The 25,599-nt window shown below is 32.2% G+C and carries 23 protein-coding genes; 6 read left to right on the forward strand and 17 right to left on the reverse strand.

Annotation, left to right across the window (positions count from 1 at the left end; translation table 11 throughout):
- Window positions 1–383: 383 nt before the first annotated feature.
- The 3 genes from BXU10_RS20060 to BXU10_RS20070 form a co-directional block, all read right to left on the reverse strand.
- Window positions 384–1,439, reverse strand: a complete 1,056-nt coding sequence (locus BXU10_RS20060; RefSeq protein ID WP_078229291.1) for a cellulase family glycosylhydrolase — start codon at window positions 1,437–1,439, stop codon at window positions 384–386.
- Between the two features lie 549 nt (window positions 1,440–1,988).
- The gene (locus BXU10_RS20065; RefSeq protein WP_078229292.1) at window positions 1,989–2,678 is read right to left on the reverse strand and encodes an SIMPL domain-containing protein; all 690 of its coding nucleotides are present in this window, start codon (window positions 2,676–2,678) and stop codon (window positions 1,989–1,991) included.
- Window positions 2,679–2,730: 52 nt separating this feature from the next.
- Complete coding sequence (locus tag BXU10_RS20070; protein ID WP_078229293.1) at window positions 2,731–3,369, reverse strand: rhomboid family intramembrane serine protease; 639 nt, start codon at window positions 3,367–3,369, stop codon at window positions 2,731–2,733.
- A gap of 112 nt (window positions 3,370–3,481) precedes the next feature.
- Here BXU10_RS20070 and BXU10_RS20075 point away from each other — a divergent pair, with 112 nt between their 5' ends.
- Entirely contained in the window at window positions 3,482–4,369 is an 888-nt protein-coding gene (locus BXU10_RS20075) for a lysophospholipid acyltransferase family protein (RefSeq protein ID WP_078229294.1), read from the forward strand.
- A gap of 37 nt (window positions 4,370–4,406) precedes the next feature.
- Here the strand turns inward: BXU10_RS20075 and BXU10_RS20080 are convergent, their stop codons facing one another.
- Both BXU10_RS20080 and menD read right to left on the reverse strand, forming a co-directional pair.
- Entirely contained in the window at window positions 4,407–5,261 is an 855-nt protein-coding gene (locus BXU10_RS20080) for a S1 RNA-binding domain-containing protein (protein WP_031456522.1), read from the reverse strand.
- An 82-nt stretch (window positions 5,262–5,343) separates the two neighbouring features.
- Window positions 5,344–7,005 carry a 2-succinyl-5-enolpyruvyl-6-hydroxy-3-cyclohexene-1-carboxylic-acid synthase gene (gene menD / locus BXU10_RS20085; RefSeq protein ID WP_078229295.1) on the reverse strand — a complete coding sequence of 554 codons (1,662 nt, stop codon included), beginning with the start codon at window positions 7,003–7,005 and terminating at the stop codon, window positions 5,344–5,346.
- 176 nt (window positions 7,006–7,181) lie between these two features.
- Here menD and BXU10_RS20090 point away from each other — a divergent pair, with 176 nt between their 5' ends.
- Window positions 7,182–7,679, forward strand: coding sequence for a GNAT family N-acetyltransferase (locus BXU10_RS20090; protein WP_078229296.1), 498 nt, complete (start codon window positions 7,182–7,184; stop codon window positions 7,677–7,679).
- Between the two features lie 70 nt (window positions 7,680–7,749).
- A complete protein-coding gene (locus BXU10_RS20095) occupies window positions 7,750–8,697 on the forward strand; it encodes a tRNA-dihydrouridine synthase (protein ID WP_078229297.1) in 948 nt (315 codons plus the stop codon).
- A gap of 47 nt (window positions 8,698–8,744) precedes the next feature.
- Here the strand turns inward: BXU10_RS20095 and BXU10_RS20100 are convergent, their stop codons facing one another.
- On the reverse strand, window positions 8,745–9,329 hold the full coding sequence (locus BXU10_RS20100) for a glutathione peroxidase (protein WP_078229298.1): 585 nt from the start codon (window positions 9,327–9,329) through the stop codon (window positions 8,745–8,747).
- Window positions 9,330–10,032: 703 nt separating this feature from the next.
- Between BXU10_RS20100 and BXU10_RS20105 the strand changes: the two genes are divergently transcribed.
- From BXU10_RS20105 to BXU10_RS20115, 3 genes are all read left to right on the forward strand, one after another.
- Window positions 10,033–10,563 carry an RNA polymerase sigma factor gene (locus BXU10_RS20105; RefSeq protein WP_078229299.1) on the forward strand — a complete coding sequence of 177 codons (531 nt, stop codon included), beginning with the start codon at window positions 10,033–10,035 and terminating at the stop codon, window positions 10,561–10,563.
- Window positions 10,563–11,351: an anti-sigma factor domain-containing protein gene (locus BXU10_RS20110; RefSeq protein WP_078229300.1), complete on the forward strand. Its 789-nt coding sequence runs from the start codon at window positions 10,563–10,565 to the stop codon at window positions 11,349–11,351. Before BXU10_RS20105 ends, BXU10_RS20110 begins: the two co-directional genes overlap by 1 nt.
- 339 nt (window positions 11,352–11,690) lie before the next feature.
- Entirely contained in the window at window positions 11,691–13,064 is a 1,374-nt protein-coding gene (locus tag BXU10_RS20115; protein WP_078229301.1) for a T9SS type A sorting domain-containing protein, read from the forward strand.
- 108 nt (window positions 13,065–13,172) lie between these two features.
- Here the strand turns inward: BXU10_RS20115 and BXU10_RS20120 are convergent, their stop codons facing one another.
- The 11 genes from BXU10_RS20120 to BXU10_RS20170 all read right to left on the reverse strand — a co-directional run bounded on the left by BXU10_RS20120 (window position 13,173) and on the right by BXU10_RS20170 (window position 25,551).
- Entirely contained in the window at window positions 13,173–14,345 is a 1,173-nt protein-coding gene (locus BXU10_RS20120; protein WP_078229302.1) for a hypothetical protein, read from the reverse strand.
- Window positions 14,342–15,337, reverse strand: a complete 996-nt coding sequence (locus tag BXU10_RS20125; protein ID WP_078229303.1) for a DUF2157 domain-containing protein — start codon at window positions 15,335–15,337, stop codon at window positions 14,342–14,344. The genes BXU10_RS20120 and BXU10_RS20125 overlap by 4 nt, the downstream gene beginning before the upstream one ends.
- A 132-nt stretch (window positions 15,338–15,469) precedes the next feature.
- A complete protein-coding gene (gene argH, locus BXU10_RS20130; RefSeq protein WP_078229304.1) occupies window positions 15,470–16,750 on the reverse strand; it encodes an argininosuccinate lyase in 1,281 nt (426 codons plus the stop codon).
- Window positions 16,751–16,964: 214 nt separating this feature from the next.
- Entirely contained in the window at window positions 16,965–18,035 is a 1,071-nt protein-coding gene (locus tag BXU10_RS20135) for a M20 family metallo-hydrolase (protein ID WP_078229305.1), read from the reverse strand.
- An 85-nt stretch (window positions 18,036–18,120) separates the two neighbouring features.
- Window positions 18,121–18,894 (reverse strand): acetylglutamate kinase, encoded by a 774-nt coding sequence (gene argB, locus BXU10_RS20140; RefSeq protein ID WP_078229306.1) that lies wholly within the window; start codon window positions 18,892–18,894, stop codon window positions 18,121–18,123.
- Window positions 18,895–18,974: 80 nt separating this feature from the next.
- Window positions 18,975–19,922 carry an N-acetylornithine carbamoyltransferase gene (locus tag BXU10_RS20145; RefSeq protein WP_078229307.1) on the reverse strand — a complete coding sequence of 316 codons (948 nt, stop codon included), beginning with the start codon at window positions 19,920–19,922 and terminating at the stop codon, window positions 18,975–18,977.
- Between the two features lie 87 nt (window positions 19,923–20,009).
- On the reverse strand, window positions 20,010–20,771 hold the full coding sequence (gene proB, locus BXU10_RS20150; protein WP_078229308.1) for a glutamate 5-kinase: 762 nt from the start codon (window positions 20,769–20,771) through the stop codon (window positions 20,010–20,012).
- Window positions 20,772–20,939: 168 nt separating this feature from the next.
- The gene (locus tag BXU10_RS20155) at window positions 20,940–22,136 is read right to left on the reverse strand and encodes a glutamate-5-semialdehyde dehydrogenase (RefSeq protein ID WP_078229309.1); all 1,197 of its coding nucleotides are present in this window, start codon (window positions 22,134–22,136) and stop codon (window positions 20,940–20,942) included.
- Between the two features lie 26 nt (window positions 22,137–22,162).
- A complete protein-coding gene (locus BXU10_RS20160) occupies window positions 22,163–23,302 on the reverse strand; it encodes an aspartate aminotransferase family protein (RefSeq protein ID WP_078229310.1) in 1,140 nt (379 codons plus the stop codon).
- 85 nt (window positions 23,303–23,387) lie between these two features.
- Window positions 23,388–24,365, reverse strand: a complete 978-nt coding sequence (argC, locus tag BXU10_RS20165; RefSeq protein ID WP_078229311.1) for an N-acetyl-gamma-glutamyl-phosphate reductase — start codon at window positions 24,363–24,365, stop codon at window positions 23,388–23,390.
- The gene (locus tag BXU10_RS20170) at window positions 24,358–25,551 is read right to left on the reverse strand and encodes an argininosuccinate synthase (RefSeq protein WP_031456540.1); all 1,194 of its coding nucleotides are present in this window, start codon (window positions 25,549–25,551) and stop codon (window positions 24,358–24,360) included. Before BXU10_RS20170 ends, argC begins: the two co-directional genes overlap by 8 nt.
- Window positions 25,552–25,599 lie beyond the last annotated feature (48 nt).

A 25,599-nucleotide genomic window follows, 5' to 3' on the forward strand; every position in this document is an offset into this window, starting at 1 on the left:
TTTATAACACTCTCTTTAAATTAGTTATTACCAATTAACATAAGTGTGTTTTATACATTTTTAAAATTAAGCAAAATTTTTTGTCTATTGTAAAATAAATGTAAAATAGAAGATTTAAAGGGGGGCAAATTCGCAAAAAAGAATGGTCAAATCAGAAATTAAACAGCTATTTAACCAAAATACAAAAGAAAATTAGTAAATTAATTTAAAAAAATTAATAATAACTAGTTTTATTTCACAAAATAAAGAGCTAATTATTTTTTATAATACCATATTTATATCAACAAATAATAATAATTTCATAATAAATAGGTAGGTATTTTAAAATATAAAGATCTCATTACAGAAGCAAAAAACTTTCCATAATGAGATCCTGATTATTACTAATTTAATCCCCATCCGTATCTCAGACGAAATACTCCTGTAGTACTAACAGTAGATAAGGTAATATTATTTCCGATGCCGCCACGGGTTTGAATACTATAACTATCACCATCTCTTAATCCTGGCCAATAAACACTGGCAATTTTATCATTTCTACAAACATCACTTGTAGCCACTATATATGCTATTTCGTTATCTGATTGTGGTCCGTTTTGATAGTCCTTACCGCTATTCATCGTAGCTCCAAATTCAGTAATAACAGTACGGGAGCCATAGCTTCCTATTCTGCTTCGCCAGTCTGCCTGCCATTGAGCTGCAGTACGTGTTGCCCAAAAAGCATAATTATGCAATGATAACAAACAGCCAGTAAAACGACTATCTGCACCAACACCTGTCACATTTTCACTGTATCCTGTGCCTGATAATAATATCCTGCCTTTAGGAACACCAGAGTAATTTACTATAAAGGTGTTGTAAATTGTCGTCAATTGGCTTAAAGTATATCCATAAGGCTCATTGAAAACTTCAAAGTATACTTTGCTATTTGCACTGTATTTATTTACAACGGTTGTCCACATTGCCCAAAATTTGGCCGTATCATCTATTTTTCCATCTCTGGCTGAAGAAGATTCCCAACAACAGATAATAACATTCCAGCCTTTGCTTGTTGCCTTATCAATAACAGCAGAATAACTATTCCACCAGCTTTCAGAAACAGACGAAGGATTGATTGGAATACGAACGGTATTCACACCGTTTATATTCGCAGTAAATGAATCAAGGATAGAATTTGTCTTTGCTTCAACTGTAGCATAACTATCAGCAGCTGTCAAACCAGAAGGAATGACCCATCCATCAACAAAATTATCCCTGCCATCAGCCCAGTTGACTCCTGCTATACCACTGGGTGCTGTTGACTTAGCTGTAGAAGCGCTTACTTTTGCCAGAAGATTTTCATTTTGTTCATTGGTAGTGTCAGATTCATCAGAGTTACATGAATTTAGCATTCCAATAAGAATCAATCCTACTAGTAATAAAGAATTTAATTTTTTCATAAATAAGGTTTTTGAGGTTAAAATAAGACTCAAAATTATACCTCTTTTACTTACAAATAAGGGTGTAAATTGGATAAAATAAGGGGGCTTTTTTGCATTCGTTAAATAATTAACCTTTTTAATGTTAAATTAATATTGTTTTAAAATTATTAATGAGTATATACAAGAATTACATCTTTTTATTATTACAATATAAAATACCGAAAAATTAATATTCTATCATAATTTAAAATACTACTTTTAAATTATACAAATATCAGTAATAAAGATATAAAGATCATTCTATTTTTAGAATGATCTTAGCGCATACGAATTATCAGGGATATTGTTTTATTCTAATACTTAAAATAAATTGTAAACATAAAATGGAAGATTATGTTTATATGGACGCTCGTCTTATGCGCAAGTATTTGACGGGTTTTCCATTTTATTTCATCCCGTTTCATCTATATCAAGAAATAAGATTTATTCAATCATTCTTCCCTATCAAAACAAAAAAGTCCTGAAAAATATTTCAGGACTTTCAAAACTTATTATTTTAATTTATTTCTAATCTAAAACAAAACTTACGCTTACGTTTGCCGTTATTTCGATTTCTCCTATTGCTAATGTCTCGTTTGAAGGCGCATTGTCTGCAGATTCCTTCATTCGCATAGCTGCATACATAGGCTGAGGATGATAAATCTGTGAATTATCAGAGATAACAAAAGCTTTACCTACTTTTTGTCCCAATACCGAAACATAATCATCTGCTTTAGCTTTAGCATCTTTCATCGCTAATTTTCTGGCCTCAGACTGTAATTGTAATTCTTTAGAAGATTCAAAAGTAACAAGATCAATACGATTAATGCCCTGTTGTACTAAACCTTCCATTAGTACGTCATATTTAGACAAATCTTTTACTACAATCTCTATAGTTTGTGTTGCATTATAATTTGTTTTCTTTTTTTCATAATCATATTGCGGATTAAGCGCAACTTGTTTTGTTTTGAAATCTGCTGCAGGAACATTCATTTTTTTAATGAATTTTAAAACAGCGTCAATTTTTTCATCGTTTTGCTTTTTAACCTCTTTAGCATTATTCCCTTTTGTTTCAACTGTAGCTGAAATACAAACCCGATCAGGCGCTACTTTAACTTTTCCTTCCCCATTAACATTAATTAGAGGAATTTGTTTGGTTTCCTGGCTATAAGACATCGTTATAAACATGATTGTTAAAAATAATACTAGTTTTTTCATTTTTGTTATATTTTAAATTATTGATAAGGGCATTTCAAAAGTTATGCCAGCATTATAATTTATCCATTTTAGCCATTACAAAAAGTATTACAATAGGAATTGCCAGTAAAATAGTCATCAAACTATGATCTGTAATTAATGACGGCTCTCTTAACAGAGTAATCAAATAACCTCCTACTGCACCTCCAAAATGGGCTGTATGTCCAATATTGTCATTTTTGGCTTTCATTCCATAAATAGAATATAATAGATACAAAATTCCAAAGACATAACCCGGAATGCCTATGAAAAAATATAAATAGATATCTTTGTCAGGGTGAAGCAAAATTGCAGAATACAAAATTCCCGTAACAGCTCCTGAAGCACCTACAGCACGATAACTATAGTCATTTTTATGAAATACCATTGTGAGTAAACTTCCGAAAATCAAACTCCCAAAATAAACTAAAATGAATGAAAAGTTTCCTAGATATTCAATAACAGTTGGCGCAAAGAAATAGAGTGTAAGCATATTAAATATCAAATGCATCATATCAACATGCAAAAAGCCAGATGAAACCATCCTTACTTGTTCTCCCGAACGAATGCTTCCAACATGAAATTCGTATTTTCTAAAAAACATAAGATCGCTAAAACCTTTATAACTAATCAAAACATTGGCAATGATAATTCCTATCAAAATGAGATTCATAAACTTTATTTTATTTGAATTGTAAATATAGTTAATCTTACAGACAACTTTCAAACTGTGTAAAATATATGGCGCTATTCATTTTTACTTTATCTTTGCCAAAAAAAATTAGATGCAGTTTTTCGTTTATATCCTGGCCTATCCATTACTTTGGCTTATTTCAATACTTCCTTTTAGAATATTTTATTGGTTTTCAGATTGCGTTTATTTACTCGTATATTATATTATTGGATACCGCAAAAAAGTTGTCAGTGCGAATCTGGCACTCGCTTTACCTTATTTAAGTGATGCTGAACGAAAAAAAATACAAAAGAAATTTTATCAGCATATGTGCGATATGTTTTTAGAAATGATCAAAACGATGAGTATTTCTGCTGAAGAAATGGAAAAAAGATTTCATGTAACCAACTTGGATTTGATATTGGATTATGCAAAAAAAGGGAAAAGTGTAATTCTTGTAGCCTCACATTATGCAAGCTATGAATGGCTTTTGACCATTAATCCAAAAATTGGCTTTCAGGGTGTAGCTGTTTATAAAAAACTTGCTAATCCGTATTTTGATAAATTGATTCGAAAAATTCGTTCAAAGTACAATACTGAATTAATCGAAACCAAAAAAGCAATTCCACTGATGGCGCAAAACCAGCGTGAAGGAATATTAAGTTTATATGGATTAGCAAGCGATCAATCGCCAAAATTAGACCGCATTTTTCATTCCAGTAAATTTATGGGAATTGAAGTTCCCGTGCATACCGGTGCTGAAATGCTGGCAAAAAAATACAATTTAAGTGTAGTTTTTGTAAAAGTCGAAAAAGTCAAAAGGGGATATTATGAAGCTACTTTTGTTTCCCTTGCCGACAATCCTAAAGATTTTGGAGATTTTAAAATTACAGAATTATATTTAAAAGAAGTCGAAAAACAAATTCTTGAAAAACCGGAATATTATTTATGGACTCATAAAAGATGGAAACACAAAAATAAAAAAAGCTCAAAAGTATAATAACTTTTGAGCTTTTTTTGTGAAACCAAATTTTACTTTATTCTTTTATTATATAAATTCCGTCTTCCTTAATTTCAATTAGTTTGTCTTTATACAAAGCTCCAATTGCTTTCTTGAAGGTCTTTTTACTCATCTTTAATACTGTTTTAATATCTTCTGGATGAGAGTTATCGTTTAAACGTAAAAAACCTCGATTCGCTCTTAATTCATCTAAAATTTTCTCTGCATTAGGCTCAATACTTTGATATCCCTGAATTTGTAAAGCTACATCTATTTTATTATCAGGACGAATGTTTTTAATATAACCTCTCATCCTGTCTCCGGTTCTTATCGCATCATCATATACTTCATCTTTATAAAGCAATCCTTTATGCTGTTCGTTGATAATAACGTTGATTCCTAATTCGGTAATATGTGAAACGATCAAATCAACTTCTTCTCCTTTTTCAACTGTAAGGTGATCGTTATTCAAAAACTGGTTTAGTTTACTGGAAGCCACCAAACGCTTAGTCTTTTCATCCATATAAAGATATACGAGATAACGTTTTCCTTTTTCCATAGGACGCGCCTGTTCTTTAAACGGAACAAGGATATCTTTTTCCATTCCCCAATCCATAAAAGCTCCCACCTGATTGATATAATTCACTCTTAATAGCGCAAATTCATTCAATAATATATAAGGCTCAAGTGTTGTTGCAACAGGGCGCTGTTCGTGATCTAAATAAACAAAAACAATAAGTTCTTCGCCTATTTCAAATTCATTAGGAACGTATTTATTTGGTAATAATATATCATGAATTCCTTCCGGGTCTTTTTCAGGATTTCCTAAAAACAAACCAACTTTGGTGTCACGTAATATGCTAAGTGCATTGTATTTTCCTATTTCAATCATATTTTAAGTGCTAAGCTGCTAAGTTTCTAAGCGGCAAAGGTACGAAGTTTGAAAGTGTTTAATCAAAAACTCGAAATTTTATTTAAACCAATTCTTTAAAAAACTGTTTTAAAACAACATCATTTTCAGTAGTTGGAGTAAATATTTCTAAAATACCCGGTGCATCATTTATTTCATAAAATGATGTTATGCTTTTTTCTAATGAATCCAAATCTGTTGCAGTAAAATAATTGAGTTGATACATTTTAGCTAAATGTTCTGCTGTTAAATGATGCGAAGTTTCAAAAAAAGTATTAAAAACGGGTTTTTCCTCATATCCTGGTAAAATCCTAAAAATACCCCCTCCTCCATTATTAATCAAGATAATTTTGAAATTTTTAGGAATATAAGAATTCCACAAAGCATTGCTGTCATATAAAAAGCCAATATCACCGGTAATAAAAACGGTTGGTTTTAGAGTTCCTACAGAAGCGCCTATTGCTGTTGATGTACTTCCATCGATTCCACTTGTACCTCTGTTGCAAAAAACTTCAATTGACTGTTCGATATCAATCAATTGTGCATATCGAATAGCTGAACTGTTGCTTACTTGTAACTGGCTATTTTTAGGTAAAGATCCTATTACTTTTTCAAATACTTTAAAATCAGAAAATGGTATTTTTTCTAAATATTTTTCCTTTTTAATTTTTCGCAACTCATAAACCTGATTAATTTGTTGAAAATAGTCGCTCTTTACAAAAACTGTTTTAGATAATAAAGCATTGAAAAAATCATTTGGCTGCATCACAAAATGTTTTGTTAAAGCATTGAATGTATTGTAAGCACGTAAAGTATCAATATGCCAATGATGTAATGGTTTGTACTTTCTCAAAAAACCTTTAATACGTTTCGACACGACCATTCCTCCAAAAGTTATTAAAATTTCTGGTTCAAACTCTTTAAAATCAATATCATCAAAAGGGGTAATTAAAGTATCAATACTATTAATAAAACATGGATGATGTAAATTAGAAGTCGTTTCTGTGAGAACCACAATTGATGGGTCATTCGCCAGATTTTCTACTGTTTTTTTGTCGATTGAATTTGCTTCGTTTACACCAACCAAAACTAGCTTGCGCTTAGCTGAATTCCAAATTGAAACAAAATCTTCTATATTTTCAATGATTTTAGTTTTCGGAGTTTCTTCGGAATGAGTTATTTTTGGTTGAACTGAAAGACTCTCTACAGTTTCATATAAAGGCTCTTCAAAAGGAGCATTAATATGAGCAGGTCCCTTTTGAAGAATCGCTGTTTCTATAGCTTTATTTATTTTTAAATCATTTTCTTCAGAAGCATTTTCTGTTAAATTGGCATTGAAAACCGAATGATTTTGAAAAACATTTTGCTGACGAATGGTTTGTCCATCACCAATATCTACTTTGTTTTGCGGACGATCTGCAGAAATAATAATTAACGGAATCTGACTGTAATATGCTTCTGCAATAGCCGGATAATAGTTCAATAGCGCTGATCCTGATGTACAAACGATTGCCGTTGGTTTTTTTGTTTGCTGGGCAATTCCCAAAGCAAAAAATGCAGCACAACGCTCATCTGCGATACTATAACATTTAAAATTAGAATTTTGGGCGAAACCAATTGTTAAAGGAGCATTTCTGGATCCTGGTGAAATTATAATATTATGAATTCCTTTTACTGAACAAATTTCGATAATGCTTTGTGCAAGCGGTATTTTAGGGTAAATCATTCTAATGTCTATTATTTTAAAGAAATCAAAAGTTCAGAATTTCTTTTGGCTTTACAAAGTTACAAACTTCACTCCTGATTTAGCTTATAAATATAAAAGATATTAAGCCGAGTTTAGAAAAAGACAATATCTTTGCAAAGCTCATTACTCCAACAAAAATATGTATTTGTATCCTTATGAACTTAACACTGAGACCTGCAACATCAAACGATTTGGAAAAAATCTTGGAAATCGTTAATCACTCTATTTTGTATACGACAGCAAATTATAGTTATGAAGTTCAAAATTTAGAAGTCCAGACAAAGTGGTTCGAAGACAAGAAAAACAAGAATCTGCCAGTAATTGTGGCTGATTTGGGTGGTGAAGTTGTTGGTTTTGGAAGTTACGGACAATTCAGAGAAAAAATTGGTTATCAATATACGGTAGAACACTCAGTATATGTTGTAGATAATAGTATTGGAAAAGGTATTGGGTCAAAATTATTAACCGAATTGATTCGATTGGCAAAAACGCAAGGTTATCATGTTATGATTGGTGCTATTGATGCTGATAATGCAGGAAGTATTGCCTTCCATGAAAAATTTGGATTTATTACTGCAGGGACAATTCGTGAGGTAGGCTATAAATTTGATCATTGGCTTGATTTGGTTTTTATGCAATTGATTTTAGAATAATTATTAAAGAAAAGAATAATATAAATTCATAACCGTTTACAAATAGTATCTTTGCCGCATTTCAAATACTATGGACTTTACATTACTCTCTTCGCCCTTACAAGGATTTACCGATTTTCGTTTTAGAAATGCTCAAAACAAACTTTTTGGAGGAATAGACACTTTTTACTCTCCCTATATTCGCTTAAACGGAAAATTGGTTATAAAATCATCTTACGAAAGAGATTTACTTCCTGAAAACAATTTAGATTTAGAGGTAATTCCACAAGTAATTACAAACGATGCAGATGAATTTTTATTTGTTGCTAAATATGTTCGGGAATTAGGATACAAAGAATTAAACTGGAATTTAGGCTGTCCCTATCCTATGGTTACCAAGTCCGGAATGGGTTCAGGTTTAATAAGTAATACTGAAAAAATCAATCATATTTTAGACAGAGCACATTCTGAAACCGATATTATTGTATCCATGAAAATGCGTCTTGGATATGATACTACTGAAGAAATTCTCGACGTTTTACCAATTTTAGACACTTATCCACTTAAAAACATTGCTATTCACGCCCGTATTGGCAAGCAATTATACAAAGGCGGCGTTCATCTGGATGCGTTTCAGCAGTGTATTGACAATACGAAACATAAATTGTATTACAATGGAGACATTACTTCGGTAGCTAAATTTCACGAAATGCAGCAGCGTTTCCCAACAATCGACCACTGGATGATTGGACGAGGCTTAATCTCGGATCCATTTTTGCCTACAATGATAAAAAATAATACATCAGAATATCCTAAAAATAAAATAGAGCTATTCAGTGCATTTCACGATACCCTTTATGCAATTTATAGTGAATCGTTATCCGGGCAAACCCATATTTTACTAAAGATGTATCATTTATGGGAATATTTCTCGGCAACTTTTTCAAATCCTCATAAAATATTAAAACAAATAAAAAAGGCAAAAAGCATTCGAAATTACGAAGCAGCAGTTGCATCCATTTTCAAAAACGAAAAATGAGATTTTTAGTAATCTAAAAATCTCATTTCGAATTATTTTTTAATACATTATCCTTTAATCCAATTCACAATTTCTGAATCTGTAGGCAATGTTCGTGGCTTAATTACTTTAACCAATTCTCCTTTTTCATTAATTAGATATTTCTGAAAATTCCATTCTACTTCTGAATCCTGTAAACCATTTTTAGATTTCTGTGTAAGAAATTTATAAATCTCACACATATCATCTCCTTTTACAGAAACTTTATCCATCATTGGAAAAGTTACACCATAATTTTGCTGACAAAAAGCACCAATTTCTTCATTTGTTCCAGGTTCCTGGGAGGCAAAATTATTAGCCGGAAATCCAACAATTACGAAGCCTTTATCTTTGTATTGTTTGTAAATAGCTTCAAGATCTTTATATTGAGGAGTTAATCCGCATTTTGAAGCGGTGTTTACAATCATAATTTTTTTCCCTTTTAGAGAAGAAAAATCAAAAGTTTTACCCGATAAATCTTCTACTTTATACTGGTATATTGTTTCTTTGGTCATAACATTATCTGTTTTAGGCGATTTTGTTTTATTCGTTTGTGCCTGATTTTGGCAACTAAACAATACGACAGCCCATGTTATAAATAATAATTTTTTCATCGTTTATATTTTTTATAAAATTAATTAAATTATAAATGAAACCAAGAATATACAATGCCTAATTTTGCTAAACAAAAGTTAAATAAATAGTGAAGCCTAACGTTAATAAGGCGTTAGGCTTCTACCATACAAACAAATCAAACCCATGTCTTAATATTACGGAAAGACAGAACTTCTACTCTGTCCACAATATTTTATTTATAATTTACTAAATCAAATGTATTATGATTAATCATGGTTGACGCTTCGGGAGCAAAAAGTTATTATAACTAAAACATTTTTTAAAAGACTTATAATATTGTGGTATTTTAAATAATAAATCCTGATTGTTAAAAGTGTTTTATATTATTATAAATTTTGAACTTGAAGACCGAAGTCATCAACCATTACATTTTACAAGAAATTTATTTTATTTCATAAAAATGTAGAATTTATTTTCTCCCCCTTAAAACGTGATTTCGAAAAAACATTTCATTTTTGCTATTATAAATAAATATTAACTTTTATGTTATAATAGCATATACGTAAGATGATTATCTATGGTTTTAAAAAAGACTGAAAAAATCATTTTTTTTTCACAATATCTTATTTCACTGATGGTTGAAAGGATAAAAAAATAAAAAATAAAGTAAAAAATAAATTATCTTTATCTTTAGATACAAAAAAAGTAAATTAAATTTTGTTAAAACTTAAATCTAAATTTATGAGTCAGGAAGAATTATTAGTTTTAATCTACAAGAAAGATGAAAGGGCTTTTACCCACTTGTATGATATGTATTCCAAAAGTTTGTTTTCGGTCATCAATGTTTTAATAAAAAACAGAGAGGAAGCTGAAGATGTTTTACAGGAAGTTTTTGTAAAAATCTGGAAAAATATTGATTCATATAATGAAGGCAAAGGACGTTTTTATACCTGGATACTTAATATTGCCCGAAATACTTCTATTGATAAATTGCGATCTAAGAATTTTAATAACAGTCAAAAAAACCTTTCCTCAGATAATTTCGTACATCTGTTAGACGACAGTAATAAACTGACTAACAAAATTGACACTATTGGAATTCAGGAATTTGTAAAAAAATTAAAGCCAAAATGTATCGAGATTATCGATTTGTTATTCTTTAAGGGATATACCCAGCAAGAAGCTTCAGATGAACTCACAATGCCTTTAGGAACTATCAAAACACAAAACAGAAACTGTATTAACGATTTACGTAATTATTTAAAAATATAATGGAAGCAAAAGAATATATAGAATCAGGAATTTTAGAACTATATGTTTATGGTTTAGTAACCGAATCTGAAAACCTGGAAGTAGCCGAAATGGCAAAAAACAATCCCGAAATTGAACAGGAGATTCTTTCGATAGAAAAAGCTATCTTGGCATTATCATCGAGTTTTTCTCCCTTTCATTCGGTTGCAAATTTTGAGAATATAAAAGCCCGTTTAGAACTGAAACACGGCAAAATTGTCGATTTCAAACCCGCATCAAACAGAACTCAGTACATAGGCTGGGCTGCTGCAGTATTATTGCTATTGGGATTAGGTTATCAAACTTTAGAACTAACCAAAACAAAAGGTGCTATTACTACCATTGGAAATGAAAAAAACAAAATTGAAAGAGAATTTGCTTACTTAGACCAGGAAAATAAGAAAACAGAAAAAAGCTTAACGATTGTCAGGGACATTAAAAATACCAATGTTACGCTTGGAGGCCAGGCTGTTTCTCCAACATCATTTGCAAAAGTGTATTGGAACAAAGAAACCAAAACAACCTACATTGATGCCGCCGGTCTTCCAAAACCTCCCAAAGGAAAAGTGTATCAGGTCTGGGCACTTAAATTAAGTCCTACTTTAACCCCAACAAGTATTGGTTTGTTAAGTAATTTTGAGAGTAATTCTCAAAAGATATTTGCAGTAAATCAAACTGTTTATGCAGAAGCATTTGGTATTACTCTGGAGCCTGAAGGAGGAAGCTTATCGCCTACTATGGAACAATTATATACTTTAGGAAAAGTCTAAAAAAATAAATTTCAACTTATGATCCTCAAATTTAAATTTGAGGATTTTTTTTAATGCATATAGATTTTTCAGACAAAAACTTTGAATTCTACTACATCAAAACCTATTATATAAGTAAAAACTCTTGTTGAATTTTCAGGTTTTAAAAAAAAATGTAATAAAAATTAATTTATTCTTATAAATACACAATTAAAGCATGCATTCACTTAAAACTCAATTAAAAAATTATAATTATTATATAAAATTATTTGTTTTAAATTTTAATAAATTAAATTTGTGCAATCGATTACATTAACCACTTTGTAGTAAAATTTTAAAACAACTAAATTAATTTTTAAAATGAAAAAAACATTACCCCTTCTCTTTTTCCTGCTAGGTTTATCCACTATGTTTGGACAAAACTATTATATGTCTGCTCCTGAAGGTTTTGGTGCTGCAGCTACAGGAGGTGGAACTCCAACTGCTTCTAATACTGTAACAGTTTCAAATTATACAGATTTAAAAAATGCTCTTAATTCAACTGCAACTACCAGTTCGGTTATTTTAGTAAATGGAGTAATTGACTGTACTTATACCAGCGTATTATTAAATAATAAAACTATTATTGGATTGCCAGGAGCAAAACTTAGAAATCTCCAAATTACAGTTGGTAATTCTACTACATCAGCAGCAAATTCTGGAATACTATATATAAAACCTGCTTCAAATAATGTCATAATCAGAAATTTAATTTTTGAAGGACCTGGAGCATATGATGTTGATGGACGTGATAATCTTACTAACGAAGGTACTAATGTATGGGTTGATCACTGTGAATTTCAAGACGGAATGGACGGTAATTTTGATATCAAAGGTAGTGCTGACAATACGACTGTGTCATGGTGTAAATTTACTTACCTGAAAGCTCCAACAGCTGGAGGTTCTGGAGGTTCTGCTGATCACCGTTTTACAGATTTGATAGGATCTAGTATAACAGATTTCCCTGCTGACGGGAGATTTAGTGTTACGTTAAAAAACTGTTATTGGGCAGAAGGTTGTAAAGAAAGAATGCCTAGAGCAAGAAATGCCGAATTACATATACTGAATTGTTATTACAAAACTAGTGTGGGAAGTGCAAAGGCTATTGGTCTAGGTGCTGGTAACAGCGGATCTACTTGTTATGTAGAGAATTCTAATTTTGAACAAATAGCGACTATTTCGAGCCCAGTCACCGAAGGTTCAGGAACTGCAGCGTTAATATTCGATAATTGTATCAAAGGAACAACTTCTACAGCTGTTACTGGTCTGAACTACGGAACGGCACCTACAAAACCTTCTTATAACTATACGGTACTTCCTGTAGCAGATGTAGCCACTTATGTACCAAATGCAAATTGTGGCGCAGGAGCTACACTTCAGGTTACGGCAACAGGTGTAATTTCTTCAAGTTGTGATACAAATTTAGGTGTTAATGATAATGTAGTTAATTTAGACATTAAATATTATCCAACAGTAATTGATAATGTTTTAAATATTGAATTTTCAAGTATTGATAATGGTAAAGCCACTGTAGAAATTTTCTCTCCTAATGGGTCTAAAGTTTATACGACTTCTAAAAACGTTACAGGTAGCGAAAAATTAGAATTAAACATTGCAAATATTACCAGAGGAATTTATATCTGCAAAGTGCAAATTGGAAATAAAGTAAAAACTTTTAAAATTTTAAAAAGTTAATTTTATAAGTCATAAGGAACAATTATAGTTACTAAATTACAATTTAAAAACAGCGGTAAACTTAAATTTACCGCTGTTTTTTTTTATTTCTTTTACCTATCGAAAGTATTAAAAACTTCCTCCTGATCCACCTCCACTAAAATCTCCACCACCAAATTCCATTGGGGATTCAGATGGTTTTACTTCAGGTTTCATTCCGAATGTTGAGGCGATTATTAATGCTTCTGCATTCAAAAAAGTATTTGGATTTGATATTCTGTCTGGTCTAAAGGTAATACCAGCTTCTTTATTTTTAAGTTTTCGTATTGAGAAGTAAGCAATAGCAAATAAAATTAGCCCGCCTAATGTTAAAGTAACTTCAGGAGGCAAAACATGGTGATAAGTTCGAAATGTGAAAAATGAAAAACAAAGGCAAAATAGACCAATCCACAATAAAATTCTTTCTTTGCTTTTGAGTGCAAAAAACAAATATAAAGCAGGAACTATAAATGTAAAAATCCAAAAGAACCAAGCAAGTGGAATTTCAAGACTTTCACCATAATAATTTTCTATTAAAAGAGCCGAAAATTCACGTACAACATAATAATTTCCTGAAAAATATAACAGTACTAAACTTGTACTTTTTACCAAAAGAATCCCATTATTATAGAAAGTAATTCTTAGATTATTTATAAGATTTTGACAAAAATAATAAGTTCCAATACTAAAAAGCATCATAAGAAATGGTAAAATCATTTTTGCTGATTCTCTAAAATCAATTATTGCATAGCCTATCGTTAGTGTTAATGCCAAATAGAAAACCAGAACAGATAACAAATGCAAATAACGCAAAAACAAAATAAGCGAAACTATTGCTACAGTTATTGAAACAGCTAAAAAATTATTTCCATCTGTAGAAACTCCAACCGCTATACCTGCATTTAATATTGTTCCAAAAACAAAAGCCTCGTCTAAACCGTTTCTGTAATAATTATTTCTTGCCAAAAATTCACAGCCTGCCAATCCTACGATAGCAAAAATATAACAACACATATCAAGATAATCGCTGGGTGAATTATTATATCCAACAATTGAAATAGCACCCCCGATAGAAAAATACAGCAATATCCCTAAAAGCAAAAATCCTATGCGGATTAAAATATTATTATGAATTTTAAAAGATGGCAGCTCTTTTTCTATTAAACTTTTTTGAGCTTTATTTATAAAACCTCCTTTAAGTAAAGAATCAGCCTGTTCATGTAATTGCAGATTCTCTAATAATGCTTTATCATATACTATCATTGTGCTATTCTCTTATTAAAATCCTTAATTAATTTGATAAATAATAGTATCGAAACTGTTATATAAATGGGAGATGTAAACAAAATAAAATCATCCATCCTGTTCGCTTCCATAATATCTATAATTCTGAAAAGAAAAATTGATACTCCGATAAAAGCATAAATAATCATAAAAACATATATTAAAATTGCCTTTAATGATAAACTGACTTTGTAAAAATAGAAAGATGAAAACGCTATTGGAATCATAACAAGCAACCAAATATCCGAATACCATTTTAATAAATTATTAATTAATGCAATACTAATTATATGCAGTGCAAATGTTTGAAAAATTAAATTAAAGTGAATTTTAAGAGCAGTTCTGGTACTGTAGATTGTCCAAAAAATTAACAACAACCCTAACATGATTGCCGAATAACTTAAATTTTCATTAGAATAAAAGTCATTATCAAGTAAATCCTGTGGTGTCACAGAAAAACCGACATAAGCCGCTAAACCAGTAATAGCAATAGTTAGAACACTTTTATTATCAAAATAATAAGCACAAAAGAAACTGATAATGGTAGGAATCAAAGTTGCCAGACCATAATTTGTTCCAAAAAAATCATATTGAAATTGCAAATAACCAATAAAAATGCAGGTTAGAATATTGGCAACAAGTACTAAATAATCTAAAACCGGATTATCAAAAATAGTTTCTGACTTTTGAAAACCTTTTGAATTTTTAAAACAAAAATAAAAACTGACAATGGCAACGATTAACAATAAAGATAAAATTGCAACATGCCCAATTGTATCAATATTTTTATAAATTAAAATTCCGACACCAGAGGTAAAAAGTAAAACAGATATATACAGAAACATTTTCAACTCTGCATTTAATGAAAAAACATCTAAACTTCGATAATTTTTTATTTGGTTCAATTGTTCTTCCGTGATGAACTTTTTCTCAAAAAGATTTTGAGTTTGTTCTTCTTCAAATTTTCTCATATTTAATACTATTAACTACACTTCAAATTTAATATATTTTAGGTCGAAATTTCTTAAAAAATAATCTCTATGATCAAAAAAACCGATTTGTATGGATGCCAAATCGGTTTTGCAATTTTTTCAAGATAAGATTTAAAATGCTGCACTCATTTTGTCTTTTATATTCGCTAAACACAAATTATTAATACTTCCCTCATGAGTATGCTTTGTTTCTCTTGGAGATTTGTAAGTTCCTGCTTCTAACTGTTCAGCAACTGCTTTGTAGGCATCTCTAAAAGGCATTCCAGCAACTACCATTTCGTTTAAAGTGTCTACTGTAAACAAATAATCATATTTTTTATCTTCTAAAATATGATCTTTTACGGTAATGTCTTTTATTGAAAAGATAGCAATATCCAGACATGCTTTCAGGTTTTGAATCGCAGGAAACAAACCTTCTTTTAAAAGCTGTAAATCCCTGTGATAACCACTTGGCAGATTATTGGTAATTAAAGTGATTTCGTATGGAAGTGCCTGAATCTTATTGCATTTTCCTCTGATTAATTCGAAAACATCCGGATTTTTCTTGTGAGGCATGATACTCGAACCCGTTGTAAGATGCGCCGGAAGACCAATAAAATCAAAGTTCTGGCTCATATACAAACAAACGTCCATGGCGAATTTTGATAACGTTCCTGCAACACTTGTCATGGCAAAAGCAACTGTTTTTTCTGCTTTTCCACGGCTCATCTGAGCTGCAACGGCATTGTATTTTAAGGTTTCAAAACCTAATTCGTGGGTTGTAAAGGTTCTGTTGATTGGGAATGAACTTCCGTAACCTGCAGCAGATCCTAACGGATTCTGATCTACAATTTTTGAAGCTGCATTTAGCATGGTTACATCATCGATTAAGCTTTCTGCGTAAGCCGAAAACCACATTCCGAATGACGATGGCATTGCGATTTGCAAATGCGTATATCCCGGTAATAATACATTTTGATGCTTTTCTGCTGATTCCATTAGCAAATCAAAAAGTGTTTTTACCTGCTCTTTTATCGCTTTTAATTCATCTTTCAAATATAAATGAACATCTACTAAAACCTGATCGTTACGGGAACGCGCGGTGTGGATTTTTTTTCCTGCATCACCTAGTTTTACCGTTAATAAATACTCGATTTTAGAGTGTACATCTTCAAAACTGTCTTCGATTTCGAAATTTCCAACAACGACATCAGCGATGATTTCATTTAATGCATCAACTAAAGAAGTAGTTTCTTCCTGAGTCAGTAAACCAATCTGACCTAACATTTTGGCGTGTGCAATTGAACCTAAAGCATCGTATTTTGCTAAAACCAGATCTAATTCACGATCGTTTCCTACTGTAAATTGCTCGATTTGCTTATCTGTTGGTATTCCTTTTTCCCAAAGTTTCATAACTTAGATTTTTTAGACTTCTTAGATAGTTAGATTATTAGACTTCTTAGATTATTCTCTTTGTCGAATCTTTGAAGTTATTTTCTAACTTATTTCTAATGTCATTGTTTATATTGATAATATTCCTAGCCCCGATAGTAGTGGAAATCCTTTTTCTGGCTTCTTTAGACAGAAAAAGATTGTAACGGATAGCGGGAATAGCTCCTGAATAATTTTATAATTTAAAGAAATCGGTTAGTATTTTGATATACAAATCGACTCCTTCTTCAATTTCATTTACAAAAATAAATTCGTCTGCTGAATGTGAACGTAACGTTTCTCCTGGTCCTAATTTCAAGGACTGACAGCTTAAAACTGACTGATCAGAAAGCGTTGGAGATCCATAAGTTGTTCTTCCTAAAGCGATTCCGGCCTGAACTAAGCCGTGATCAATTGGAATAGACGATGCGTTCAAATGCATGGATCTTGGTTTCACTTCGGCATTTACATTATCAGTAACAACCTCTAAAATTTCAGAATTGGTGTAACAGTCGTTCACACGTATATCAACTACCAAATCACATTCTGAAGGCACTACATTATGCTGTTTCCCTGCGTTGATCTGGGTTACCGTCATTTTTACCGGACCTAAAACGTCTGAGATTTTGTCGAATTTATAGTTTTTAAACCATTCCATTACCGGAATTGATTTGTATAAAGCGTTATCATCGTTTTGATGTGCAGCGTGGCTTGCGGTTCCTTTTACTTTTACATCTAAAACTAAAAGGCCTTTCTCTGCAACAGCTAATTGCATTAAAGTTGGTTCACCAACAATTGCGCAATCCAGTTCCGGTAAATGTTTTAAAACACTGTTTAAACCATTTTTCCCACTGCTTTCCTCTTCTGCCGAAGCAACAATAACGATATTATGTGATAAATTTTGGTTTTCGTAAAAATGTACAAACGTTGCCAATAACGAAACCAGACAGCCTCCGGCATCATTACTTCCTAATCCGAATAGTTTACCGTCTTTTTCGATTGCTTTGAACGGATCGTTGGTGTAAGCCTGATTTGGCCTTACAGTATCATGATGAGAATTTAATAAAAGTGTTGGTTTGTTTTCGTCAAAATATTTATTGAAAGCCCACACATTGTTATTTTCTCTTTTAAAAGGAATCTCATTTTGACTGAACCAATTTTCTATTAAAAGAGCCGTTTGATCTTCTTCACTTGAAAATGAAGGGGTTTCAATCAGACTTCTTAATAAATCAATTGCTTCCTGAGTAAGCGTTTCTTTATTTTTCATTTTAATTAGGTAATGAGATGCTAAAATTCTGAAATTCTAAGACTGCAAAAGTCTTGGTTTCTTTGAAACTTAGCAACTTTTTCTTTTATAAAGTAATGGTTGTATGCAGAAGATCTGAATTTTGAAGCATTCTGTGATGCCCAATTTTAATTTTCTGAACACCTCGTGATAAACTATTGAAACAGTTATCCAGTTTCGGAATCATTCCAGAATGGATTACTTTTTCTTCTTTTAGTTTGTTGTATAATGTTTCGTTGATTTCTGTAATTACAGACGAATCGTCTTCTGAATCTTGTAAAACTCCTTGTTTTTCAAAACAATATATTAGTGTTACATCAAAAACTTCAGATAATGCGATTGATAATTCACTTGCAATGGTATCAGCATTTGTGTTTAATAACTGACCTTTTTTATCGTGTGTAATCGCACAGAAAACCGGTACAACTCCAGCTTCTAACAGAGTTGCCAGTAATTTTGTATTTACTTGTTTTACATCACCAACAAACCCGTAATCGATAGTTGGGTGATTTCTTTTTACAGATTGAATTAAATTTCCGTCAGCTCCTGAAAAACCGATAGCATTATTGTCTTTTGCCTGTAGTTGTGCCACAATGTGCTTGTTGATCTGACCCGCGTAAATCATGACCACAACATCCAGCATTGGAGCATCTGTAATTCGGCGTCCGTCAATCATTTGCGGAACCAGACCAATACTCTGTGCCATTTTTGTAGCCGATTTTCCACCGCCGTGCACTAGAACTTTATATCCTTCAATTTTAGAAAAATCAGTTAAAAATTGTTCTAATTCCGTTGGATTGTCAATGATGTTTCCACCTATTTTGATTACTGATACTTGCATAAGATTCTAAGCTGCTAAGTTTTTTTTAGATTCTGAAATACTTAGCAGCTTAGCACCTCAGAATCTTAGAAGCTTTTTTTTTACAATTTCTTCAAAATTTTCTGTAACACTAATTGCGCAGAATACGTTCTATTGTTTGCCTGTTCAATTACAATAGAATTTTCACTATCGATTACTTCATCGCTAACAATTACGTTACGACGAACCGGAAGACAGTGCATGAATTTTCCGTTGTTGGTCAAAGCCATTTTTTCAGCTGTAACTGTCCAGTTTGGGTCACTGTTGGTTACTTTTCCGTAGTCATTGAAATTACTCCAGTTTTTTACGTAAACAAAATCAGCATTTTCGAAAGCTTTGTTTTGATCGTATTCGATTTTACTATCTTTTGTAATTTCCGGACTTAATTCATAACCTTCAGGATGTGTAATGACAAAATCCATATCTTTTTGCATTTGCATCATTTCTACAAATGAATTAGCAACAGCCTGAGGCAAAGCTCTTGGATGCGGAGCCCACGAAAGTACTACTTTTGGTTTGTGTTTCGTTTTGTATTCTTCCATCGTAATCGCATCTGCCAATGACTGTAATGGATGACGCACAGCACTTTCCATATTTACGATTGGTACCGTAGCATGTTTTAAAAATCCTGAAATCACAGTTTCTGCATAATCTTTTTCTTTGTCAACCAGACCTGCAAAAGCACGGATGGCGATGATATCACCATATTGAGAAACTACTTCAGCAGCTTCTTTAATGTGTTCTGAAGCACCTGAATTCATTACGGCTCCATCTTCAAACTCCAACGTCCAGCCTTCACTGCCAAAGTTCATCACCATAACATTCATTCCTAAATTTATGGCCGCTTTTTGTGTACTTAAACGAGTTCTCAGACTAGAGTTGAAAAACAACATTATTAAAGTTTTATTCTTTCCTAATTTCTTGTTCTTAAGCGGATTCTTTTTAATTTTGATCGCGCTTTTAACCCATTTTGATAATGAGTCGATATCTTTTATTGAAATGTAGTTCATTTTTTTTAAAATTAATTTAGATAATGTGATAATTAGAAAATTGGATAATTGTGCATTATCTAATTAACTAATTTTCTAATTGACTCATTAGATTATTTTAGTAAATGGAATTTCATCCTTTAGTGCTTTTAAAATAAAATTATCATTTAGTCCGTTGACTATCCAGGTTTCAATATTGGCCGCTTTTGCAATTCCTGCAGCTTCTATTTTAGACTGCATCCCTCCTGTTCCGTGTGATGATTTTGAATCTCCGATTTCTTTTTCGAGCGATTTCAGGTCATTTACTAAAGAAATTGTTTCCGGATTTTCATTGCAAATTGAATCTTTCGTATAAATCCCGTTTGTATTGGTTGCAATTATCAGAATGTCAACATCTAAAAGAACAGCCGTTAAAGCTGCTAATTTGTCGTTATCTCCAAACCGAATCTCATCTGTTGCTACAGTATCATTTTCATTGATAATCGGAATGTAATTGTTTCTAACCAATACATTAATTGTGTTTACAATGTTCTTTTTGGTCTGCTCTTTTTCGAAATCAGAATAAGAAAGCAAACACTGCGAGGTATTTAATCCTAAATCCTTAAAATTTTCATTGTAAATCCGCATTAAATGTGGCTGTCCAATAGATGCCAATGCCTGTTTTACGAAAACATCTTTATCCTGGTTATCCAGCTTTACAAATTGCTTTGCCGCCGCAATTGCCCCGGAGCTCACTATGATGAATTCATATTCGTCGTTTAAAGCAGCAATCTGTATTCCAAGATCTTCAATCTTTCCTCTCGAAATATGATTGGTTTCTTTGGTTAAGGTATTACTTCCTATTTTTAATAAAATCCGTTTTTTAGCCATGTCTTGTTTTTTAACCGCAAAGGGCGCAAGGTTTTTAATGTTGTTTGCGTTTACAAAACGCTAAGTTCGCAAGCTAAATCTTTAAATAAATTCCAATAATCTAAAATCAAAAAATCGTTAATCATCAATCTAAAATTCTAAGAAGTCTAACAATCTAAGAAAGTCTAACTATCTAATCTGTCCTTCTCCGTACACATACCATTTATTGGTAACCAGATGCTGTAAACCAATTGGTCCTCTCTGATGCAATTTATCGGTACTGATTGCTAATTCGCCACCAAGACCGAACTGTCCACCATCCGTAAAACGGGTCGAAGCATTATGGTACACAGATGAAGCATCAACATTATCCATAAATTCCTGTGCCAAAGCTTCACTTTCAGTAATGATGGAAGCCGAATGACCTCCGCAATATTTATTGATTTTGGCAATTGCTTCGTGATTTGAATTTATCGTTCCGATTACAATTTTATAATCTAAAAACTCTTCATACCAAATCAATTCATTTTCAATAGCAGGAACTCCTGTTGCTTTTGCAAAAGCCTCATCTCCTAAAACAGTAACTTTGAATTTTTCCAGTTCAGTCACTAATTGTTTAGCAAATACTTCCCAATTTGGCAAATTCGTATCAATCAATACTTTATCCAAAGCATTGCAAACTGATATATTTGATGTTTTTCCGTTAATGATAATCGCCATTGCTTTTTCTAAATCGGCATCTGAGTTTACATACACAAAATTATTTCCGCGTCCACTTACAATTACAGGACAAGTAGCATGTTTTTTGGTAAATTCAATCAGTTTTTCACCACCTCGAGGTACAATTAAATCTACTTTTTGTGTTGGTTTTTCAAGAAATTCCTGTGTCTGAGCCCTATCATAATTCAAGTATTCAACCCAATCAGTTGAAACGCCATTATTTTCCAATGCCTGATGCCAAAGACTTACAATTTTCTGATTCGAAAGCAAGGATTCTTTACCGCCTTTCAAAAGAATTTTATTTCCCGATTTAAATGCAATCCCTCCCGCTTCTACAGTTACATCCGGACGAGATTCATATATAATTAAAATAGTTCCAAAAGCAGCTGTTTTATTGCTGATTTTCATTCCGTTTTCATGGGTGAAAGTAAAACGAACCTGCCCTACCGGATCTTCCTGACTCGCTAATTGCTGCAGGGAAAGAATCATAGCATTTACTTTAGCATCATCTACCAGCAAACGCTTTTCCATTGCCAGATCTTCGCCCGAATAATTGGCTAAATCCTGTTGGTTGATGCTTTTAAGTGCTTCTCTTTCCTGCTCTAATAAACTCGCCATTGTAGTTAAAACAGCATTCCTTTTTTCGATTGGAAGTATTGTATTCATTGTTATTAATATTTAGCCAATGACAATTAATTTTTAAGCTCTTCTAAACTTTCTTTTAAAGCTTTCACAAACGTATCGATATCCCCTTTTTTCACTGTTAAAGGCGGTAATATTCTCAATAAATTTTTGTTGTTTGCGCTTCCTGTAAAAATGTGTTTTTCTATAATTAATTTTTTTCTCAATGCTGCTACGTCAAAATCAAACTCAACACCAAGCATTAAGCCTTTTCCTTTTACTTGTTTAATTCCGTCTACTTCTTTGATTTTTTCTAAGAAATATTCATAAACTTCATTTACGTTCTTTTGTAAATCTAATTTTTCGATTACATCCAGAACTGCGATTCCTGCTGCACAAGACAAGTGGCTTCCACCGAAAGTAGTTCCTAGTAATCCGAAACTTGCTTCGAATTTTGGAGAAATTAAAATTGCTCCAACCGGGAAACCGTTCCCCATTCCTTTTGCAACTGAAATAATATCAGCGTTAATTCCGTGGTGTTGGAAAGCGAAGAATTTCCCGCTTCTTCCGTATCCGGATTGCACTTCGTCTAAAATTAAAACAACATCATGTTTTTTACATGCTTTTTCTAAAGACTGAAAAAAATCAGTTGTTCCCTGGTCTAAACCTCCAACTCCCTGAATTCCTTCGATAATTACTGCTGTAACATCACCTTTTACTAATTCAGCTTCAACCAATTCGATTTGGTTTAAAGGTAAAAATGTAACTTCCTGCTGTGCATTTATTGGTGCAACGATCTTTTTATTATCTGTAACGGCAACTGCTGCAGAAGTTCTTCCGTGGAAAGAATTATGAAAAGCCACAACTCTTGATTTTCCGTTATGGAAAGAAGCTAATTTTAAAGCATTTTCGTTTGCTTCAGCTCCGGAACTGCACAAAAACAATTCATAATCTTCTAATCCTGAAAGTTTTCCTAATTTCTGTGCCAATTCAACCTGCAGAGGATTCTGAATTGCATTCGAATAAAAGCCTAAATGATCTAATTGATTTTTAAGTTTTGCTACATAATCCGGCTGTGTATGTCCGATGGAAATTACACCATGTCCGCTATATAGGTCTAAATATTCTACTCCTTTGTCATCAATAATTGTACAATCAATTGCTTTTACCGGAGTGATATCGTATAATGGGTATACGTTGAATAAGTTCATTTTTTAAAAAGTTAAATGTTATTTGTAAAATGTTAGAAGCTTAAGTCTAGACGTTTAACATCTAACTTCTAACATTTTACTATTACTAAAATCCGCTTGGTTTCAAATTTAAACCTGTGGTTTCTTCTAATCCGAACATTAAATTCATGTTTTGAATTGCCTGTCCTGAAGCACCTTTGGTTAAGTTATCGATAATTGATGTTATGAGAACCCGGTTTCCTTTTTTCAATAAACTAATGATACATTTATTCGTCTGAACCACTTGTTTCATGTTGATGTTAGTTGTTGTAACGGTTACAAACGGTTCATTTTTATAGAACTCTTGATATTTTTCAACTAATTGTTCTAAACTGTCATCGCACAATGTGTAAAGTGTTGCAAAAATTCCTCTTGGAAAATCTCCTCTATTTGGAATAAAAAACAATTCGCTGTCGAAGTCATCCTGCAACTGAACCAAGCTTTCTGAAATTTCACCTAAATGCTGATGTTCAAAAGCTTTATAATGAGAAAAATTATTATTTCTCCAGCTGAAATGAGAAGTTTCAGAAAGGCTTACACCTGCACCTGTACTTCCAGTTGTAGCATTAATATGTACATCATTATTTAACAAATTATGTTTTGCTAAAGGCAATAAAGCCAACTGAATAGCTGTAGCAAAACAGCCTGGATTTGCTATATAATCTGCTTTTTTAATTTCCGATTTATTGATTTCAGGCAGACCGTAAACGAAATCCTTTCCTTCAAAATGTGCATCTTTATTCAATCTGAAATCATTTCCTAAATCGATGATTTTAGTGTGACTTGCAAACTGATTTTCTCTCAAAAATGAAATCGATTTTCCGTGGCCTAAACACAAGAAAACAGCATTCACATTTGGATTGATTTCCGCTGTAAAATTCATTTCGATATCGCCCATCAAATCGTGGTGCGCTACAGAAAGTGGTTTTCCTGCATTTGTTGTACTGTAAACAAAATCGATGCTTACATTTGGATGATACATTAAAATTCTGATGAGTTCTCCGGCCGTGTAACCCGAACCACCAATAATTCCGATATTAATCATGATCTAAATGATTTACAGATGAAAATATGTTTTGTGCATTTCCAAGAATTTTAATAAATCCTTTTGCATCGTCAGATGTCCAGGCATTATTCATTTCGCCATACTGACCAAAACCAGTATTCATCAAATCATTTTTAGATTCGATCCCGTCAAGTGAAAAATGATATGGTTTTAAAGAAACGGTTACAGTTCCATTTACTGTCTTTTGAGTATCTTGAAGAAAAGTCTCGATGTTTCTCATAACAGGATCTAAAAACTGACCTTCGTGAAATAACATTCCGTACCAGTTTCCTAACTGCTCTTTCCAGTATTGCTGCCATTTTCCTAGAGTATGTTTCTCTAATAAGTGGTGCGCTTTGATGATAATTAATGGTGCAGCTGCTTCAAAACCAACTCTTCCTTTAATTCCGATAATAGTGTCTCCAACGTGAATATCTCTACCAATTGCATAAGCATTTGCCAGTTTTTCAAGTTTTACAATATTTTTTTCAGGAACATCTTTTTTGCCGTTTAATGCAACTAATTCTCCTTGCTCAAAATGAAGAGTTACTTTTTCTTCCCCATCTTTTTGCAATTGTGAAGGATAAGCTTCACTTGGCAACGGCTGGCTTGAAGTTAGTGTTTCCTTACCTCCAACACTTGTTCCCCAAAGTCCTTTATTGATAGAATATTGTGCTTTTTCCCAAGAATAATGTACTCCATTTTTAGCCAAATAATCTACTTCTTCCTGTCTTGAAAGTTTTAAATCTCTAATTGGGGTAATGATTTCAATTTCAGGTGCGATAGTCTGGAAAATTAAATCAAAACGAATCTGATCGTTTCCTGCACCTGTACTTCCGTGTGCGATTGCGCTTGCTCCTACTTTTTTAGCATATTTGATTGCTTCAATTGCCTGGAAAACACGCTCTGCACTTACTGATAATGGATATGTATTGTTTTTTAATACGTTTCCGAAAATCAAATATTTTATAGCTTTATCATAATATTTGTCTACGATTGTAAGGTTGGCATGTTGTGCACTTCCTAACTCGTAAGCTCTTTTTTCAATGGCAGATAATTCTTCTTCATCAAATCCTCCTGTATCCACAAGTACGGTATGAACTTCGTATCCTTTTTCATTTTTTAAATATTTCAAACAATACGAGGTATCTAATCCTCCGCTATAAGCTAATACTACTTTTTTCATTTTTTATAATTTAGGCTAATACTTTCGTATGTAGCAGTTTGAGATTTC

The organism is Flavobacterium sp. LM4 (genome assembly GCF_002017935.1).
Taxonomy (GTDB): domain Bacteria; phylum Bacteroidota; class Bacteroidia; order Flavobacteriales; family Flavobacteriaceae; genus Flavobacterium; species Flavobacterium chungangense.